The sequence below is a fragment of the Pseudomonas abieticivorans genome (genome assembly GCF_023509015.1).
Taxonomy (GTDB): domain Bacteria; phylum Pseudomonadota; class Gammaproteobacteria; order Pseudomonadales; family Pseudomonadaceae; genus Aquipseudomonas; species Aquipseudomonas abieticivorans.
Genome location: NZ_CP094975.1, coordinates 5,657,983 through 5,676,255 on the forward strand (window position 1 = coordinate 5,657,983; position 18,273 = coordinate 5,676,255).

13 protein-coding genes are annotated in these 18,273 nt (G+C 64.2%); 6 read left to right on the forward strand and 7 right to left on the reverse strand.

The genetic code is table 11. The annotated features are described in order from the left end of the window. Positions 1-22 precede the first annotated feature (22 nt). The gene (gene gloA, locus L9B60_RS25710) at positions 23-553 is read left to right on the forward strand and encodes a lactoylglutathione lyase (protein ID WP_249680150.1); all 531 of its coding nucleotides are present in this window, start codon (positions 23-25) and stop codon (positions 551-553) included. Between the two features lie 41 nt (positions 554-594). Here gloA and L9B60_RS25715 read toward each other — a convergent pair whose 3' ends face one another. Genes L9B60_RS25715 through L9B60_RS25730 form a run of 4 tightly spaced genes read right to left on the reverse strand, consistent with a single transcriptional unit; the run spans position 595 to position 6,223 of the window. Then, positions 595-2,043 (reverse strand): curlin, encoded by a 1,449-nt coding sequence (locus L9B60_RS25715; RefSeq protein ID WP_249673784.1) that lies wholly within the window; start codon positions 2,041-2,043, stop codon positions 595-597. Between the two features lie 29 nt (positions 2,044-2,072). Then, complete coding sequence (locus L9B60_RS25720; RefSeq protein WP_249673785.1) at positions 2,073-2,534, reverse strand: curlin; 462 nt, start codon at positions 2,532-2,534, stop codon at positions 2,073-2,075. Positions 2,535-2,591: 57 nt separating this feature from the next. Then, positions 2,592-4,841 carry an Ig-like domain-containing protein gene (locus L9B60_RS25725; protein WP_249673787.1) on the reverse strand — a complete coding sequence of 750 codons (2,250 nt, stop codon included), beginning with the start codon at positions 4,839-4,841 and terminating at the stop codon, positions 2,592-2,594. Positions 4,842-4,876: 35 nt separating this feature from the next. Then, on the reverse strand, positions 4,877-6,223 hold the full coding sequence (locus tag L9B60_RS25730) for a hypothetical protein (protein ID WP_249673789.1): 1,347 nt from the start codon (positions 6,221-6,223) through the stop codon (positions 4,877-4,879). Positions 6,224-6,481: 258 nt separating this feature from the next. On the opposite strand from L9B60_RS25730, the gene L9B60_RS25735 reads away from it, so the two are divergent. From L9B60_RS25735 to L9B60_RS25755, 5 genes are all read left to right on the forward strand, one after another. Next, positions 6,482-7,927 carry a sensor histidine kinase gene (locus L9B60_RS25735; RefSeq protein WP_249673790.1) on the forward strand — a complete coding sequence of 482 codons (1,446 nt, stop codon included), beginning with the start codon at positions 6,482-6,484 and terminating at the stop codon, positions 7,925-7,927. A gap of 246 nt (positions 7,928-8,173) precedes the next feature. Next, positions 8,174-10,918, forward strand: a complete 2,745-nt coding sequence (locus L9B60_RS25740; RefSeq protein WP_438866015.1) for a multicopper oxidase domain-containing protein — start codon at positions 8,174-8,176, stop codon at positions 10,916-10,918. A 12-nt stretch (positions 10,919-10,930) separates the two neighbouring features. Beyond that, positions 10,931-12,025 (forward strand): SCO family protein, encoded by a 1,095-nt coding sequence (locus tag L9B60_RS25745; RefSeq protein ID WP_249673792.1) that lies wholly within the window; start codon positions 10,931-10,933, stop codon positions 12,023-12,025. Between the two features lie 105 nt (positions 12,026-12,130). After that, positions 12,131-13,633, forward strand: coding sequence for a sensor histidine kinase (locus L9B60_RS25750; protein ID WP_249673793.1), 1,503 nt, complete (start codon positions 12,131-12,133; stop codon positions 13,631-13,633). Beyond that, on the forward strand, positions 13,599-15,026 hold the full coding sequence (locus tag L9B60_RS25755; RefSeq protein WP_249673794.1) for a sigma-54-dependent transcriptional regulator: 1,428 nt from the start codon (positions 13,599-13,601) through the stop codon (positions 15,024-15,026). Before L9B60_RS25750 ends, L9B60_RS25755 begins: the two co-directional genes overlap by 35 nt. A gap of 24 nt (positions 15,027-15,050) precedes the next feature. Here the strand turns inward: L9B60_RS25755 and L9B60_RS25760 are convergent, their stop codons facing one another. From L9B60_RS25760 to L9B60_RS25770, 3 genes are read right to left on the reverse strand one after another with little or no spacing between them, the layout of a single operon-like run. After that, positions 15,051-16,523, reverse strand: coding sequence for an aldehyde dehydrogenase family protein (locus L9B60_RS25760; RefSeq protein WP_249673795.1), 1,473 nt, complete (start codon positions 16,521-16,523; stop codon positions 15,051-15,053). Further along, positions 16,516-17,343, reverse strand: coding sequence for an ABC transporter permease (locus L9B60_RS25765; RefSeq protein ID WP_249673796.1), 828 nt, complete (start codon positions 17,341-17,343; stop codon positions 16,516-16,518). Before L9B60_RS25765 ends, L9B60_RS25760 begins: the two co-directional genes overlap by 8 nt. Position 17,344: 1 nt before the next feature. After that, positions 17,345-18,250: an ABC transporter permease gene (locus L9B60_RS25770; protein ID WP_249673797.1), complete on the reverse strand. Its 906-nt coding sequence runs from the start codon at positions 18,248-18,250 to the stop codon at positions 17,345-17,347. Between the last annotated feature and the right edge of the window lie 23 nt (positions 18,251-18,273).

Consider the following 18,273-nt stretch of genomic DNA (forward strand, 5'->3'; position numbering starts at 1 on the left):
GACCTTGAACCGAGTAACTGCCATGACCTTTGTCAGCGAAACCCAGCCCGGTGTGTGCCTGACACCGGACGCCGAAACCCAAGGCTATGTGTTCAACCACACCATGCTGCGGGTCAAGGACCCGCAACGCTCACTGGATTTCTACAGCCGGGTGCTGGGCATGCGCCTGCTGCGCCGGGTGGATTTCCCCGAGGCCCGGTTCTCGCTGTATTTTCTGGCGATGACGGCCGGCGAGCAGGTGCCGCAAGACGAGGGCGCGCGCCAGGTGTACACCTTCGGCCGCCAATCGGTGCTGGAGCTGACGCACAACTGGGGCACCGAGAGCGACGATTCGCACTACCACAACGGCAACGCAGACCCGCGTGGGTTTGGGCATATCTGCTTTTCGGTGCCGCACATCGAAGCCGCCTGCGAACGCTTCGATCGGTTGCAGGTACCGTTCGTGAAGCGTTTGGACAAAGGCATGAAGCACGTGGCGTTTGTCAGCGACCCGGACCAGTACTGGATCGAGATCGTGCAGGCGGATTTGTTGGCGGGGTTGGGTAAGGGCTGAGGGCTGGGTGACAGTCCAAGGCCCTCGCCGCCCCTTGCTGCCTACTGCTGCAGCACATTGGCCTGGTTCAACGAACCGGTCTGCTGCACGGTCGCTGTCTGGCTGTAGCCGCTCTGGTCCACGGTGGCGGTGTTGGCGGTGCCGCCCTGGGTCACGTAGGCGACGTTCAGGCTGTCGGCCTGCTTGATGTTGATCTGGTTGTCCGAACCGTACAACTGCGCGGTGTAGGCTTGGTTGTTGCTGCCCGACTGGTCGAACGTGGTGCTGTTGCCGGTGCCGGCGCTGGACCCCTGGGCCAGGTTGCTTTCGCCGCGCTGGTCAGAGATCAGGATGTTGTCGCTGCCATTCTGGTCGAAATACAGCTCGTTGAACGCGTCGGCCTGGGTCACCGTGGCCTGGTTGCGTTGGCCGGTCTGGTTGAGCTGGGTCAGGTGGCTGGCGCCGTCCTGGGTGAAGGTGGCGACGTTGGCGGTGCCGTTCTGGTTGATGAACGCCTTCTGGCTGGAACCGCTCTGGCCGCCCACGTGGGCACCCTGGAAGGGGTTGGCGTTGACCTTGTTGCCGTCGCCCAGCGAGCTTGCGCTGATCAGGTGGTTATCGCCGGTCTGGTAGGTGAAGTGCGCGTTGTCGTTGCCGCTTTGATACAGCTGCACGGTAGAGCCGATGGACTCGAACTGGTCGACGTACAGCGCGTTGAGGTCACCCACCTGCAACACCGTGGCCAGGTTGCTCTGGCCGAAACTCTGGTCGAGGGTGGCCTCGTTGCTATTACCCATTTGCGTCACGTGGGCTTCGCTGCCCAGGGTCTGGGTGTCTTGCCACACTTCGCTGGCGTTGAGCGTGCCGCTCTGGGTGATGGTGGTCAGGCCGCCGTCGCCGTTGCGCTGGTCGGCGTAGGCGTATTGGCCGTCGCCAGTCTGGTTGATGCTGATCTGCCCGCCCATGTGCAGCACCTGCTCGGTGGCGGCATAGTGGTTGAGGCCGAACTGGGTGACGAAGGCACTGTTGTTCAGGCCGCCGAACAGTTGCTCCATGTAGGCGCTGTTGTTGTCCCCCGATTGCAGGCTGCTCAGCCGGCTGCCCTGCTGCGAGTCCTGGTACACGAACGAGAAGTTGCCGGTGCCGTCCTGTTGCTGTTCGGCCTGGTTGCCGATGCCCACCGACTGGCTGGCGTGGGCGGTATTGAAGCTTCCGTTCTGCTGCTGTTTGATGGTGCTGGCATCTTCGAATAACTGCTCGGCGTAGCCGGCGTTGTAGCTGCCACTTTGAATCTGGTCGATTTGGCCGTCGGTGGTTTGTTGCACGCTGGCCGCGTCGTTGCCCTGGCCCTGCTGCTGTTGGTTGGCCTTGGCGTTGCTGGCCTGGGTTTGCTGCACGTCGGCGATGTTGGCGGTACCGTCCTGGATTTGGCTGGATACGCTGTCATCGGCCATGGCGTGGGCGCTGAGCACCACCAGCAGGGCGGCGGCGAGGGGGTTTAGTCTGAACATGGTGAATCCTCCAGAGTGAAAGGTTGCTTCTAGCGGTACTGTTTGACTGAAACGCTCATACCGTTGCCCGACTGCGTCACGGCGCTTTGCAGCCCCGTACCGGCCTGATCGATGCTGGCGTTGTTGTTGCTGCCGTTTTGCGAAATCTGCGCCCGGTTGTGGCTGCCGTTCTGGCTGATGGACGCGCTGTTGCCGTAACCCTGTTGATTGATCGTGGCCATCAGGTCACTGCCGGCCTGCAGGATGTAGGCCTCCTGGTTGCTGCCCGACTGCACGATGTTGCCCAGCAGCGACTGGCCGTTCTGCTCCACGCGGGCCTGGTTGGCCTGGCCGTTCTGGTCGATCAGCGCGTGCTGGCCCACCGGCGGCGGCAGCTCGCCCAGGTCGGTGCTGGGCGCAAGGTCGGCGTTGTCCATCAGGTCATCGGCGCAAACCGTGCCACTGCCCGCCAGCATTGCCAGGCACAACAGCGCGGCTTTGAGTACGTCCATGGCAAGCTCCTGGTGGGGGGCACCCCACCGGCAGGCAATGCCGGTGGGGCGCGGGGGTTACAGGGTGGTTACCGAGACCGTGCGCACCGTCCCTTGCGAGGAGCGGATGGTCGCGGTCGGGTTGGCCGAGGGGATCGGCGTGGTCAGGTTGTTCAAGGTCAACCGCCATCTGCCGGTGGCCGGCACGGTGGTGGTGCCCAGGGTGACCAGCCCGGTCGGCGTGGTGACCTGCACGGTGATGGTATTGCCGGTGGTCACCGACGAGGTGCCGGCAAAGTCCCAGTTGAAGCGGTTGCCGGAGCGCGCCTGCACCGTGGCGGTGGTCACCGTGAAGGTTTCCGCGGCAGGTTTGGGCGAGACCTGCACCGTGACCGTGGCCGGCGTCGACAGGGCGCCGAAGCTGTCACGGGCGATGTAGGTGAAGGTGGTGGTGAACGCTGTGGTCACCGTGGCCGGTGGCGTGTAGGTGATCACTGTGCCGTCGGTGCTCACGGTGCCGCGCCCGGCAGCCGGTTGGGTCAGGCTGGCGACGCCCAGGGGCACGTTGCCTTCGGGGTCGGTGTCGTTGGCCAGCACATTGATCGCGATGGCCACGCCCAGGGTGGCGACGGCGTCGGCGTTGGCCACCGGTGGCCGGTTGGGCGCCACGCTGACGCTGACGTTGGCCGGGGTGGAGTTCAGGCCTTTGGCGTCCTGGGCCATGTAGGTGAACACCGCGGTAATCGGCGTGTTGACCACCGCCGGCGGGGTGTACACCACCGACGTCGAGCCATTGAGCACCACGCTGCCCAACCCCGAGGCCGGTTGCGTGAGCCCGGTGATGCTCAGCGGCGTGTTGCCGTCCGGGTCATGGTCGTTGGCCAGCAGGTTAAGGGTGATGGGCACGCCAAAGCCGGTGCTGGCGGTGTCGGCCACGGCCACGGGCGGTTGGTTGTCGCCGGTATTGGGCGCATTGCCCACCACTTTTACCCATTCGGTGTCGCTGCCGCCTGCTGCCGATTTCACCGTGACGCTGGCCGGCGGTTGGGCCAGGTCGGCCACGGTCAGGCGTTGCAGGGTACCGGACTTGGACAACCGGCCGAAGCCTTGCGCGACCATGTCGGGCACCGCCACTTCATCGCTGGAGGTGGCCTCGATCACCAGGTTGTGGTTGCTCCAGGTGTAGGTGGCGGCGCTGATTTTGACGATGTCGCTGAGTTTGCTCGACACCGCCGTGGGCCGGGTGGTGCCGGCCGGGTTGCTGGCTGTGACCACCACCAGCGCGGGCAGGGTGTTGCCGGTGAGCAGGTGCTGGCCGAAGTACAGCCCGGTGTTGTCGTTCGCAAGGCTGGTTTGGCAAGGCGTGGCCGGTGGGCCTGGCAGCAGCGCCAGGGTTTCGCGAAAGCACAGGCTGGAGCTGTTGGGCGAATGGGCGAACACCTCGACGCGGGTGTTGTTGCCACCGCCGCTGGTGGTGCGCCGGTAGGTGATGCGGTCGACGTCCACCGGGGTTTGCGCGCGGTTATCGTAGACCTTGCCGGTCAGGTTGAACAGGCTGGTCTGGATCGTGCCGGGCGGGCCGCTGATGCGGATGAAGTTGGTGCCCTGCGGGCTGCCGGTCACCGCTTCCGCCAGGTTAGGGTCGCCAATGAAGGTTTCGCTGGCACCGGTCTCCGGGTTGACCTCGATATAGGGGCCATTGACGGCATGCAGGAACGGCCCGATGGCCCCGTTCAGCGCGCCGCCGAAATTGCCGGGGGCGGCCACGCCGATGTCGCGGGTCACGTTGATCGCGCGCCGGCCCGGGGTGGTGACGTTGAAGGTTTCGGTGCCGTAGGGGTGGGTCACGGTGTAGCTGCCGGCCACCGGCACGTTGATGCGCAGGCGGATGCGCGCAAAGCTGATCTGCTGGCCGTCCACCGGGTCTGGGGTGGTGAACGCCGCCTCGATGCCCGCCACATAGGCTTCCAGCTCATACCCGCTGTTGCCCACGGCCGGGATCTTGGCCTCGGCCACGGTCCAGAAGGCCTCTGGTGGCCAATTGTCGGGGAACACCATGGGCAGGGTGTCATCGAAGATGCCCGGCTCCGGCAGGATGGTGCACATGTATGAAGGGGTGCCCGCTACGCTGGGCACCCGCGAGCTCAATGCCTTGGACTGGCAGAGTTCGAGCTGCAGGTTGGTGGAGTCCTGATACCACAGCGGGAAGCGCCCGGTGGCGGCAGTGTAGGGGCCGCTGTCGACGGCAGCCAGGGTCGCGTGGGCGGTGCCCGACAGCGATATCGAAAGCCCCAGGGCGCTGAGCGCCAGGCGTGGCCAATTGTTCATGATGCCTCCTGAAACGAAACTGGGCCGAGGGGTGCTCATTGCACGATGACCACTTCTTCGGTATCGCTGCCGCCGTTGGACGACGTCACCTTGACCAGGGCCGGCGGTATCGGCGAAATGCCGGTGGCCAGGGTTTTCACCGCGCCATCACCGCTCAGCGCGCCGATGGTCACGCCTGTGCCGGAGGTGGCCGTGAGCAGCGGCGGCGAGGTTTCATCGCTGCTGGAGGCCACCAGGGTCAGTTGCCCGGTGCTGAGGCTGTATTCGGCTTTCTGGATGATCACCAAATCCGTCAGCGGCAAGGCCAGGGTGGTCGGCGTGCTGCTGGCGATGGCCAGGTGGTTGTCCGCAGTCAGCAACAGGTTGCTCGGCAGGGTCGGGTTGCTGGCCGACTGGGCATACCAGTTGCCAGTGGCGGTGTTTTCGATCAGCGCCAGGGCCGGGCTGTTGCTGGCCAGGGTCACGGTGCCGGGCGGCGGTGGGGCCATCACGAACACGTCCTGCTGGGCCACAGGTGCGCTGTCGCCGGCATGGCGCGAGTAGGTACCACGCTGGGTGATCAGCGGGGTGGGCCGGACCACGCTCGAGAGCTTGCCGGACACCGCGAACACGGTGGTGCGCACATCCAGGCCATTGGGGCCCTCGATGCGGATGTAGTTGGTGTTGTAGGGGCTGCCGGTGACCGCCTCGGTGAGGTTGGGGTCGCCGACGAAGGTTTCCGCCGCGCCGGTTTGCGGGTTGGTTTCGGTGTACGGGCCATTCACCCCGCGTAGGAACGGGCCGATGTCGCCCTTCAGCGCGCCGGTGAACACCTGCGGGTCGCCGATGCCCAGGTCGCGGGTCATGTTGATCGCGCGCCGCCCGGGGGTGGTCACGTTGAACACGTCCACGCCGTAGGGGTGGGTGATGACATAGGTGCCGGCGGTGGGCACGTCGATGCGCATACGCACGCGGGCAAAGCTGATCTGCTCGTTTTCCGCGGGAAGCCCGCCACTGAACGTGGCCTCGATGGCCGCGCCATAGCTCAGGTTGATGCCCCGGGCGGCATCGACCAGGGTGCCGTCGGCGGTGAACCAGAAGGCTTCGTCGGGGAAGTTGCTGGGGAAGACGATCGGCTTGGTGTCGTCGAACACCCCGGGGTTGGGGATCAGCGAGCACATGTACGACGGTGCCCCGGGGGTGCCGGGCACGCGGGAGCTTTGGGCCCGCGACAGGCAGAAGTCGAGCACGCGGCCGTGGCTGTCCTGGTACCAGCTGGCGAAGTGGCCGTTGCTGGCCGGGTAGGGCCCAGGGTCGACGTCGAACAGCGCGGCGCGGGCGACGCCTTGGGCGAGGCAGGCGACGACCATCACCGACGCGGTTTTAGACAGTAAAGGGTGCATGGGTTATCCCTCTGGCAAAAGGCCCGGCCCCGGGGGGATGGGTCAGTTGAGAGGTCTTTGGCAACTTCCATACCAAGGCCTGCGCTTTGAACCACGATGCCCGCGCCACGCGGCTCGCGGCGGTTAAGGCGGCAACGCGACGGGTGCGGGGTGTGGGGCGCAACCCCCGGCATTGGGGGCAGGTGGGGAATGGGGAAGGGCAGGCAAGAACCGATGAGTGGTCTATAACCCTATAGTCATCGGCGTAAAGGATATTTCATGACCAGGCATGAGCCGCCCCGCAGTGAGCGCCCCGCAACGCTCGCCACCGCGCGCAAGCCCTTCAACCTGTTGCGCTGGTTTTCGGTGATCAGCCTGGCCATCATCGGCCTGGTTGCGCTGGGCCTGGGCGCGGTGTCCACCCGCTTCGTGATCCAGGAGAGCGTGGCGCGCGATGCCTTGCTCACCGCGCAGTTCATTCAGTCCATTGCCTCCACCGAAGTGCGCCACACCACCATCCCCAACGTGCGGACCCTGGGCGAATTGCTCGACCCACGCCATGACGCGGACTTCCCGGACGTGGAACCGGGCGCGCGGGCCAAGGCCCGGCACGAGTTCCTCGATCACATCGAACACTTGCCCGACGTGCTGCTGGCCTCGGTGTATGCCCCTGATCGCACGGTGATCTGGTCGACCAACCCGGCGCTGATCGGCACGCACATCGATGAGGACGACGACCTGGAGCATGCCTTTCGCTACAAGATCCCGGTGTCGGCCAGTTATCACAATGTCGATAACGCGCGCATGGAGCAGAAATTCCTCACTCCGCCCGACTTCCTGTTCATCGAAAACTACATTCCGCTGTTCAACGCCGACGGCGACAGCGTGGCTGCCATGGTCGAGATCTACAAAGAGCCCAAAGACCTGATCAACCGCATGGAGCGCGGCCTGGTGCTGATCTGGACCTCCACGGCGGTGGGCGGCGCGTTGATCTATTTCGGCCTGTTCTGGATCGTGCGCCGCGCCGCGACCTTGTTGGTGGAACAGCAACAACAACTGATCACCAACGAAACCTTCGTGGCCCTGGGCGAGATGTCCTCGGCGGTGGCCCACAGCCTGCGCAACCCCCTGGCCACCATCCGCTCCAGCGCCGAACTGGCCCTGGAGTTCGACGGTGGCGCGGCGCACAAGAACATCACCGACATCATCAACCAGGTCGACCGCATGTCCAAATGGGTCCGCGAGCTGTTGCAGTCGTTGCGCCCGCTCAATGACGACCCGGAGCCGGTCAACCTGGTGGCCTGCGTGCACGACAGCCTGCTGGCCTTCGAGCAGCAGATCGAGCGGGCCCAGGCCCACGTGATCTTCAGCCCGGCCTTCACGCCCATGGTGCTCAGCCAGCATGTGCAAGTGACCCAGATCCTCAACAGCCTGTTGGCCAATGCCTTGGAGGCGATGAGCCGCGGCGGCACCTTGACCCTCACCTTGGAGCCTGAGGGCGCCCAAGCCGTGAGCCTGACCCTGACCGACACGGGCAAGGGCATGAGCGCCGAACAGCGCAGCATGGCCTTCCGGCCATTTTTCACCACCAAACAGGGCGGGCTGGGGGTGGGCCTGGTGCTGGTGAAGCGGATCATGGAACGCTTTGGCGGCCAGGTGCAGCTGCACAGCGTGGAAGGCGAAGGGACCCGCGTGAGTCTTTCGTTCCCGTTGGCAACCACCTGACAATGGGTGTGAACTTTCCCCGCAGGTGGGTGTCATTCCCCAGTCGTTTGCCCGATTTCTTGAAATATTTTTTTACAAGTGCTTGAAACCACGGCATTTTAAAAAACACCTTTCGAGCGCCAAAAGCTGGCGAGCTAATTGCTCCTGTGCCATCACCCCTTCAAGCAAACGAGGCGGATGGCGATGGACAGGACAGCGTGTGACACCTTCAAACGAATAGCCCGGTTGACGCCCCTGAGCGTGGCGATGGCCATTGCGCTCCTGGCGCAGGGCACCCAGGCCGGGCCGATCGACGACGAGAGTCAGCCGCAGACCTCGGACCCCTCTGCCTATTACGACGAACCCGCCGACGAGCCCGCAGCGCTCAACAGCATCCTGACCCTACCGGAGGCCAACGAGGATGCCCTGGACTTGCCCGACAGCGTCAAAGGCAGCAAGGCCACCACGCGCAGTGAGAACGTGCTGCCACCTTCGGCCCAGACCAGCTTCAACTACCCCACCAATGGCAAGCCCAGCCCCCTGTACGGCGCGCAACCGTTTACCCAGCAATTGTTGCTGTTCGAAGAGTTCGGCCCGGAAAAACTCGACCCCACCACCCCGGCCGGGCCGCTGCCGTTCCCAGCCCCGGTCAAGGGCCCGGCACCCCAGCAAGACCCTGTCAGCGACGCCCGCAGCGAACCGCCCACGGCCGCGCTGGACGCCTTTTTGCGCCAGCCGGGGCTTACCCCATTCCCGGCCCAATACGCCAACACCGTGGACCGCAACCCCTGGCAAGCGCAGATCGAGTACTTTCTAAACCGCCACATCGGCTCGTCTGCTGAAGGCAGGCCACCAGGAAAGGGCTGGTCGCACCAGCGCTGGAACGAGTTTTACCCGCAGGCGGCCTACAAGACCGTGCAAACCGGTATCCGGGTCAACGGCGGGGTACGTGACAGCAAGCAGCGCCATGGCTACCAGGTGGGCGAGTTTGGACCGGGTGGTCTGTACCACAACGTGGCCGGGGTGCCGGTCACCGATGGCACCAGCAAAGGCGTAGACCCGCGCTTTCACCCCAACATGCCAGCGCAGAACCACAATTCGGTGTGGACTTTCGACGGCACCTTGCCGCCCAAATTGTTGATGGTGCGCTACGGCCAGCCCGTGCTGATGCGCCATTACAACGGCCTGCCCATCGACCCTTCGGCCAACAAGGGCTTTGGCATCCATACCATCAGCACCCACGAACACAACGGCCACGCACCGGCCGAAAGCGACGGCTATGCCAACGCGTTCTTCTTCCCGGGCCAATATTACGACTACCGCTGGCCCATCCAGTTGGCCGGCTACGACAGCATCAACACCCAGGCGTCCGACCCCAAGGCCGCATTCCCCTGCGCGCCGGGCGAAACCCTGTGGGTCAACGATACAAGCCCCGGCATGAAAACCTGCGACCACGGCACCATCAAGATCCGTGGCGACTGGCGCGAAACCATGAGTACCCACTGGTTTCACGACCACATGCTCGATTTCACCGCCCAGAACGTCTACAAGGGCAACGCGGCGATGATGAACTACTACAGCGCCCTGGACCGCGGCAACGAAGCGGTGGACGACGGCGTCAACCTGCGCTTTCCCAGCGGCAGCGGCCTGCCGTGGGGCAACCGCGACTATGACGTGAACCTGGTGGTGGCCGACAAGGCCTGGGATCAGGACGGCCAGTTGTGGTTCAACCCCTTCAACACCGACGGCTTCCTGGGTGACCAGGTGTTGGTCAACTGGCAGTGGAAACCGACCCTGGACGTGCGCGCCCGCAGTTACCGGTTCCGCATCCTCAACGGTTCGGTGTCGCGTTACTTCAAGTTCGCCCTGGTGCGCGAAATCAAGGGCAGCAGCGGCGAGTTCCAGGGGCCCAAGGGCTCGGGGCTGTCCTACAGCCGGGTGCCGTTCCACCTGATCGCCAACGACGGCAACATCATGGAGCACAGCGTGCCGTTCGACGGCAGCATGGACCTGGACGCCGACGGCGACCTGCAAAACCACAACGCGATCCTGCCCACCCAAGGCATTGCCGAGCGCTTCGACATCATCGTCAACTTCGCCAAAAACGGGATCAAACCCGGTGACAAGGTGTTCATGATCAACCTCAAGGCCCACGACGACGGCAAGGGGCCCAAGGAGGACATTGCCCTGGCCGACGTGCTGTCTGAGAAGTACCTGGCGGTGATCAAGCAATCGAGCAAAGGCCCGCAGTGGGACAAGGGTGACCCGGGCGTGGGCAAGATTCTGCAACTGAATGTCAAGGCCTATACCGGTCAGGACCTGGCCATGGACCCGGCCGCCTATGAGCCGGCCAAGCCCGGCAAGGCAGTCGGCAAGGTGATGATCCCGCTCAAGTTGCACCGCGATAACCCGGCCGACCAGGCGCTGATTGCCAAGGCGCGCCACCGCACCTTTATCTTCGGCCGCTCCGATGGCACCGACGAGGCGCCCTGGACGGTCAAGACCGACGGTGGTTTTGGCTACCACATGGACCCGCGTCGCCTGAATGCCTCGACCCAATTGGCCAGCGGCCCCACCGATGCCGGCATCACCGGCTACGGCACCCTGGAGGTGTGGAAGATCCAGTTGGGCGGTAAGGGCTGGAGCCACCCGGTGCACGTGCATTTCGAGGAGGGCATCATCCTCAGCCGCGGCGGCAAGGCCCCGCCTGAATGGGAAAAATGGGCGCGCAAGGACGTGTACCGCATCGGCATGGAAAACGACGGCCTGGACAACGTCGAAATGGTGATCAACTTCCGTGAGTTCGCCGGCACCTACATGGAGCACTGCCACAACACCCAGCACGAGGACAACTCCATGCTGCTGCGCTGGGACATCGAACACCCCGGGCAATTCCAGTTGATGCCAACGCCGCTGCCCAGCTGGGACGGGGTGCGCTATGTGAACTCCGCCGCGCTGCCTACCTTCCGCAACGGCGATGGTTTCGGCCCGCAAGTGACCGTGAAAAAATAAGGGGAAACAGTCATGGCTGCTCACGCAATGGGTACCCGGGCACGGGGCATGCACTTGATCCTGATGTTGGTGGCCGGGCTGCTGGGCAGCCAGGCCTTGGTGGCGCACCAGGTGCCGGCGCCGCCTGCGCAGGCGTCGGCCACCCCGTGGGGTGAGGGCTATTTCCCCAACACCCCGCTGACCAACCAGGACGGCCAGGCGGTGCATTTTTTCGACGACCTGATCAAAGACAAGGTGGTGGTGATCAACTTCATCTTCACCTCGTGCACCGATTCCTGCCCGCTGGAAACCGCGCGTTTGCGCCAGGTGCAAAAGTTGCTGGGGGAACGGGTGGGCCAGGACGTGTTCTTTTATTCCATCACCATCGACCCCGACACCGACACCCCGGCGATGCTCAAGCGCTACGCCGAGAAGTTCAAGGTGGGGCCGGGCTGGCAGTTTCTCACCGGCAGCAAGGAGGATGTCACCCAGTTACGGCAAAAACTGGGGTTGTTCATCGAGGGGGTGGACAACGGCCGCAGCAAAGACCACAACCTCAGCCTGATCGTCGGCAACCAGGCCACTGGGCGCTGGATGAAGGCTTCGCCGTTCGAGAACCCCTGGATTCTGGCCGACCAATTGGCCAATACCCTGCAAAACTGGAAGCAGCCCAGCGCCGAGCAAAGCTACGCCGACGCGCCGGTGGTGCGCCCACCGAGCAACGGCGAGGAGCTGTTCCGTACCCGTTGCGCTTCGTGCCACAGCATGGGCCCGCTGGACGGCCAGGGCCTGGGCCTGCGCAGCATCGGCCCGGACCTGATCGGGGTGACCGGCAAGCGCGACCCGGCCTGGCTGAGCCGCTGGCTGAAAGAACCGGACCGCATGCTGGCCGAGAAAGACCCGCTGGCCACCGCCTTGTACGAGCAATACGACAAGGTGGCCATGCCCAACCTGCGCCTGGACGACGCCGCGACCTTGGCGTTGTTGACCTACCTGCAGGAAGAAACCGACCGCCAGCACCCACCGGCCGCACCGATGGCGGATGCGGCAATGGACATGGACATGGACCACATGGAGCACATGCATCACACCCAGGACGCTGCCGACAAGGGGGCTGCGGTTCCCTGATCGTCGACTAGAATTACCGGCGTCTGCCTCATGACTAAAGTATCAATGCTTTAGACAGAGGGGCAGGCTACACAGCGGTACCCACGGCATCCCGGAGTTTCTCCCATGCTGATGCTCAAACAACAACAAAGCGCCGACCACGGCGCGCAGGCCTTGGAACAGAAAGTCTGGCGCGGGCCTTTCAACCTGCTGCGCTGGTTTTCCCTGGCCAGTTTCTTGATCATCGGGGCGGTGGCCGTGGGCCTGGGCTATGTGTCCACCCGGTTCGTGGTGATCGAAAGCGTGGAGCGCGACGCGCTGTTGACCGCGCAATTCATCCAGGCCATCGCCGAGGCGGAACTGCGCCATGCCGGCATCACCAGCCACCGCACCATGGGTGAATTGATCGACCCGCGCCAGGACGACGCCTATCCCGATGTCGACCTGGCTGCCCGCACCAGCGCACGCAACGAATTCCTCGACCACATCGAGCAATTGCCCGACTCGCTGCTGGCCAGCGTGTATGCCCTGGACCGCACGATCATCTGGTCCACCAACCCGGCCCTGGTGGGGGTCAAGATCGATGATGACGATGACGACGACCTGGGTGATTCCTTCAACCTGAAGGTGCCGGTGTCGTCCAGTTACCACCGCATCGACGATGAACGCCCCGAGCAGAAACTGCTGCGCGAGCCGCGTTACCTGTTCATCGAGAACTACATCCCGCTGTTCGACGCCGACCACAGCAAGGTGGTGGCCATGGTCGAGATCTACAAGGAGCCCATGGACCTGGTCGAGCGTATCCGCCGCGGTTTCACCCTGATCTGGGTGGCCACGTTGTTTGGCGGCCTGCTGATCTACCTGGGCCTGTTCTGGATCGTGCGCCGCGCCGCGCGGCTGTTGCAAAGCCAGCAAATGCAACTGGTGGCCAATGAGACGTTCGTTGCCCTGGGCGAAATGTCCTCGGCGGTGGCCCACAGCCTGCGCAACCCCCTGGCCACGATTCGCTCCAGTGCTGAGCTTGCGCAAGAGGTGGCCAACCCGCCCGCGCAGAAAAACATCGGCGATATCATCAGCCAGGTTGACCGTATGTCGCGCTGGGTACGCGAATTGCTTGTCTCACTGCGGCCCATGAACGACGACCAGGAAGCCGTCGACTTGGTGCTGGCAATCGACGACACCGTCAATGCCTTCGATGCGCAGATCAAGCGCGCTGGCGTGCAGTTGCAGTTCAACCCGCAGACCCATCCGCCGGTGATCAGCCAGCAGGTGCTGTTGACGCAAATCCTCAACAGCTTGTTCGCCAACGCGCTGGAGGCTATGCCCAAAGGTGGGGTATTGACCATCGAAGTGCTGCCGTTGCCCAACGATCGCCTGCAAATGGTCTTGACTGATACAGGCAAGGGCATGAACAAGCAGCAGGAACGCATGGTGTTCAAGCCGTTCTTTACCACCAAGCAAGGCGGCCTGGGCGTGGGCCTGGCGTTGGTAAAACGAATCATGGAGCGCTTCGAGGGCTCGGTCGACCTGACCAGCCAGGAGCAGGAAGGAACCCGTGTAAGTCTAAACTTTAGAGTGGCAGCGGGAGGGGAATATGGAGCACAGCATATTGCTGGTCGAGGACGATGAGATCCTGGCCGAGAACATCCAGACCTACCTGGAGCGCAAGGGCTTTGAGGTGACCGTGTGCCACAGCGCCGAAGACGCCCTTGAGCAGTTGCGCGTGTTCGCACCCGACGCGGTGCTGACCGACAACTCGCTGCCGGGCATGAGCGGCCACGACCTGATCCAGAAGCTGCGCGTCAGTGCGCCAGACCTCAAGGTGATCATGATGACCGGCTACGGCAACATCGAGGACGCCGTGGTGGCGATGAAGGAGGGCGCCTTTCACTACGTGACCAAGCCTGTGGCCCTGCCGGAGCTCAAGCTGCTGCTGGACAAGGCCCTGGCCACCGAGCGCATGGAGCGCACGCTGTCGTTCTACCAGGAGCGCGAGGCGCAGAAGTCTGGCGTGCAGGCGCTGATCGGCGAGTCGGCGCCCATGCTCAACATGAAAAGCACCATCGGCCAGTTGCTTGAGGCTGAACGGCGCATGGCCAACACCGACCTGCCCCCGGTGCTGGTGGAGGGCGAAACCGGCACCGGCAAGGAACTGGTGGCCCGTGCCCTGCATTTCGACGGCCCGCGCAGCAAGGGCCCGTTCATTGAATTCAACTGCGCCTCGATCCCCTCCAACCTGCTGGAATCGGAACTGTTCGGCCACGAGAAGGGCGCCTTCACCGACGCCAAGGATCGCCGCGTGGGCCTGGTGGAAGCGGCCGACGGCGGCACGCTGTTCCTGGATGAGGTGGGCGAGATGGACCTGCTGCTGCAGGCCAAGCTGCTCAAGCTTTTGGAAGACCGCACCATCCGCCGCGTGGGCTCGGTGAAGGAGCGCAAGGTTGACCTGCGCATTATCAGCGCCACCAACTGCAACCTGGAGCAGATGGTGCAGCAAGGCAAGTTTCGCCGCGACCTGTTCTTTCGCCTGCGCATCATCTCCATCAAGGTGCCGCGCCTGTACGCCCGCGCCGACGACATCCTGCTGCTGGCGCGGCACTTTCTGGCCCAGCACGGCAAGCGCTATGGCAAGCCGCACCTGCACTTCAGCGCCCAGGCCGAGGAGTTGATGCTCAGCTACAGCTGGCCGGGCAACGTGCGCGAATTGCGCAACATGCTCGAACAGACCGTGCTGCTGGCCCAGCACGACACCATCGCCGCCCACCAACTGAACGTGTGTCACAGCCTGGTGGACGAGCCCCTGTTGCAACACGAACCGTTCAGCAGCGAACCGCGCGCGCCCATCAACGGCGTGGAGCACATGAACCTGCCGGAGGTGGAGCGCGACATGGTGCGCAAGATGCTCGACAAGACCGACTGGAACGTCACCAAGTCGGCCAGGCTGCTGGGCTTGAGCCGGGACATGCTGCGCTATCGGATCGAGAAGCTGGGGTTGATGCGGCCGGACAAGCGCCAGTGGTGAGCGGGCGGCGCTGCGGCCAACCCCTCAGCGCAGATACCAGCCCCACGGCCCATCCCCCACGTACTCGGTCACCTGCTTGGTCTCCAGGTAATTATCCAACCCCCATTGGCCCAGCTCGCGGCCGATGCCGCTGTGTTTCATGCCGCCCCAGGGCGCCTCGACGAAGGTCGGTTGCGAGCAATTGACCCACACGATGCCGGCGCGCAGTTGGTTGGCCACGCGGGTGGCGCGCTGCGGGTCGGCGCTCATCACCGCGCCCGCCAGGCCAAAGCGGCTGGCGTTGGCCATGTTCACGGCCTGCTCTTCGGTGTTGAAGCGCTTGATGCACAACACCGGCCCGAACACTTCTTCGCGCCACAGGATGCTGCTGGAACCCGGCTCATCGAAAATCGCCGGCTCCAGGAAATAGCCCTGGGCCAGGTGGCCGGGCCGGCGCCCGCCGGTCAGCAGGCGCGCGCCGCTGGCCAGGCCCTGGTCGATGTAGCCCAGTACCTTGTCCAGTTGGCCCTGGCTGACCAGCGGGCCGAGCAGCGCGCCGGGCTGCAGCCCCGGGCCGATGGTGATCTTGCGGGTTTCTTCCACCAGCCGCTCGATCAGCCGGGGGGCGATGCTGTCTTGTACCAGCAGGCGCGAGGTGGCACTGCACACCTGGCCCTGGTTCCAGAAGATCCCGAACAGTATCCATTCCACCGCCGCCTCGATGTCGGCATCGTCGAACACGATAAAGGCTGATTTGCCGCCCAGTTCAAGGCTGATGTTCTTGATGTCGCGGGCTGCCGCCGACATGATTTTTGCCCCGGTGGGCACGCTGCCGGTGAAGGCCAGCTTGTCCACGCCAGGGTGTTCGGTGAGCGGGCTGCCGGCCTCGTTGCCAAGGCCTGTGATCACATTCAATACACCGGCCGGCAGGCCGATGCGATCGGCTGCGGCGGCCAGTTCCAGGGCGGTCAGGGGCGTGAGTTCCGAGGGTTTGAGCACCACGCTGGCGCCGGCGGCCAGCGCGGGCGCGACTTTCCACGCGGCCATCAGCAGCGGGTAGTTCCAGGGGATGATTTGCCCGGCCACGCCGATCGGTTCGTGGCGAATACGGCAACGAAAGCGCGGGTCGGGCAGCGCCAGGGGCTGGTCCTGGCGGCCATCGAGCTCGCGGGCCAGGCCTGCGTAGTAACGAAAGCAGCCAATGGCGTCGCCGATGTCCCACTGCGCCTCGGGCAACGGCTTGCCGTTGTCGCGCACCTCAAGCTCGGCCAGGGCCTGCTGGCCGTGTTCCAGTTCCGTGGCCAGCGCCTCCAGCCATTGCGCGCGCTCGGCGCCGCTGCTGTGCCCCCAGCCGTTGTCGAAGGCCCGGCGCGCAGCGCGCACGGCGTGGTCCACGTCCTCTTCGGTGCCAGCGGCCACGCGCTGGATGACCTGCTCGGTGGCCGGGTCGATCACATCCAGGTAGCCGCCCAGGTCCGGGCTCACCCATTCGCCATTGATATAGAGCTGGTCACGCATGCTGAGGCTCCTGAACGCCGGTGCGGCGGTTTTGCAGATAGCGGGAGGTGAACAACAAGGCCAGCGAGGCACAGATGATCACCGTGGACACCGCGTTGATCTCGGGCGTGACGCCACGTCGGATCGAGGAAAAGATATAAATGGGCAAGGTGGTCTCGGAGCCGGCGACAAAAAAGGCGATGATGAAATCGTCGAAACTGAAGGTGAACGCCAGCAAAAAGCCCGCCATGATCGCCGGGCTGATCTGCGGCAACGTCACCCGCCAAAAGGTTTCCATGGGCGGTGCGTACAGGTCGGCGGAGGCTTCGAGCAGGGCCTTGTCCAGGCTGTCGACGCGGCTGCGCACGATCACCATCACCAGGGCCATGGTGAACAGCGAGTGGGCGGCGATCACCGTGAAAAAGCCCATGTTCAGGCGCGGCACGCCCGGCAGCCAGGCAGCCAGCACGGGGTTGATCAGGTCGAACAGGCTGATGAAGGCAATCAGCGTGGAGATGCCGATGACAATCCCCGGGATGATGATCGCGCAGTAGGTCAGGGCGTCGAACAATAGCCGGATCTTGCGCCCGGCGCGTTGCAGGCCGAACACCGCCAGGGTGCCGAACAGCGTGGCCAGTACCGCCGAGCTGAATGCGATAAAGGCGCTGTGGCCCAAAGCTTCCATGATGAAGGGGTTACCGAAGGCGCGGCCAAACCACTGCACCGAGCAGCACTCGAAGGCCAGGCCACTGCGCCCGGCGTTGAAGCTGAACAGCACGATCAGCGCGATCGGTGCATACAAAAACAGGTACAGCGAGGTCGAATAACTGCGCAGCCACATGTCACAGCCCTCCATCGGCCGGGCGGCCGCCGTAGCGCGCCACCAACTTCAAATAGCCACCGATGATCAGTAGCATCATCGCCACCAGCGTCATCGCCAACGCACTGCCGAACGGCCAGTTGCGCGATTGCAAAAACAGGTCGACCAAGGCATTGCCAACAAAGAACACCTTGCCGCCGCCCAATATCGCCGGGATCAAAAACTCGCCCATCAGCAGGATGAATACCAGCATCACCCCGGTGATGATCCCCGGCGCCGACAGCGGCAGGGTGATGCGCGTGAAGCTCGAAACGGCGCTGGCGCCCAAATCCGCCGAGGCTTCGAGCAGGCGTTTGTCGAGTTTTTCCAGGCTTACGTAGATCGGGAACACCATCAGCGGCAGGTAGCCGTAGACGATGCCGATCAGCACCGCCCAGGGCGTGTTGATCAGCCGCACGTCTTCAAGGCCAACGCTTGCCAGCAAGGCGGGTATGCCCTTGCCGCTGAGGATGAAGATCCAGGCGTAGGTGCGGATCAAAAAGCTGGTCCAGAACGGCACGATCACCAGGGTCAACAGTAACGAGCGGTTCTTGCCGGCCTTGACTGCCAGGAAGTAGGCCAGCGGGTAGGCCGCCACCAGGCACACCACGGTGCCCAGCGGTGCCAGCAGCAAGGTGTTGCCGAACGCTGCCGCCCGCGAACCCAGGTTCAGGTAGTTGGCCAGGGTAAACCCGCCGGCATAGCCGCCCACGGCGCTGCGCTCGCCAAAGCTGAACACCAGGATGATCACCAGGGGCATCAGCAACAGCAGCAAAAACCACAGGGTGGACGGCAACAGCATCAACAGCGTGATCCGCCGGCCGAGGCTGCGCCTGGGGCGAGCGTCGAGCGGCAGGTGCGCCGTGTGCGGGTGGGCGGCAGCGTTCATGGGCGGCTCCTTGTTGGCCATGG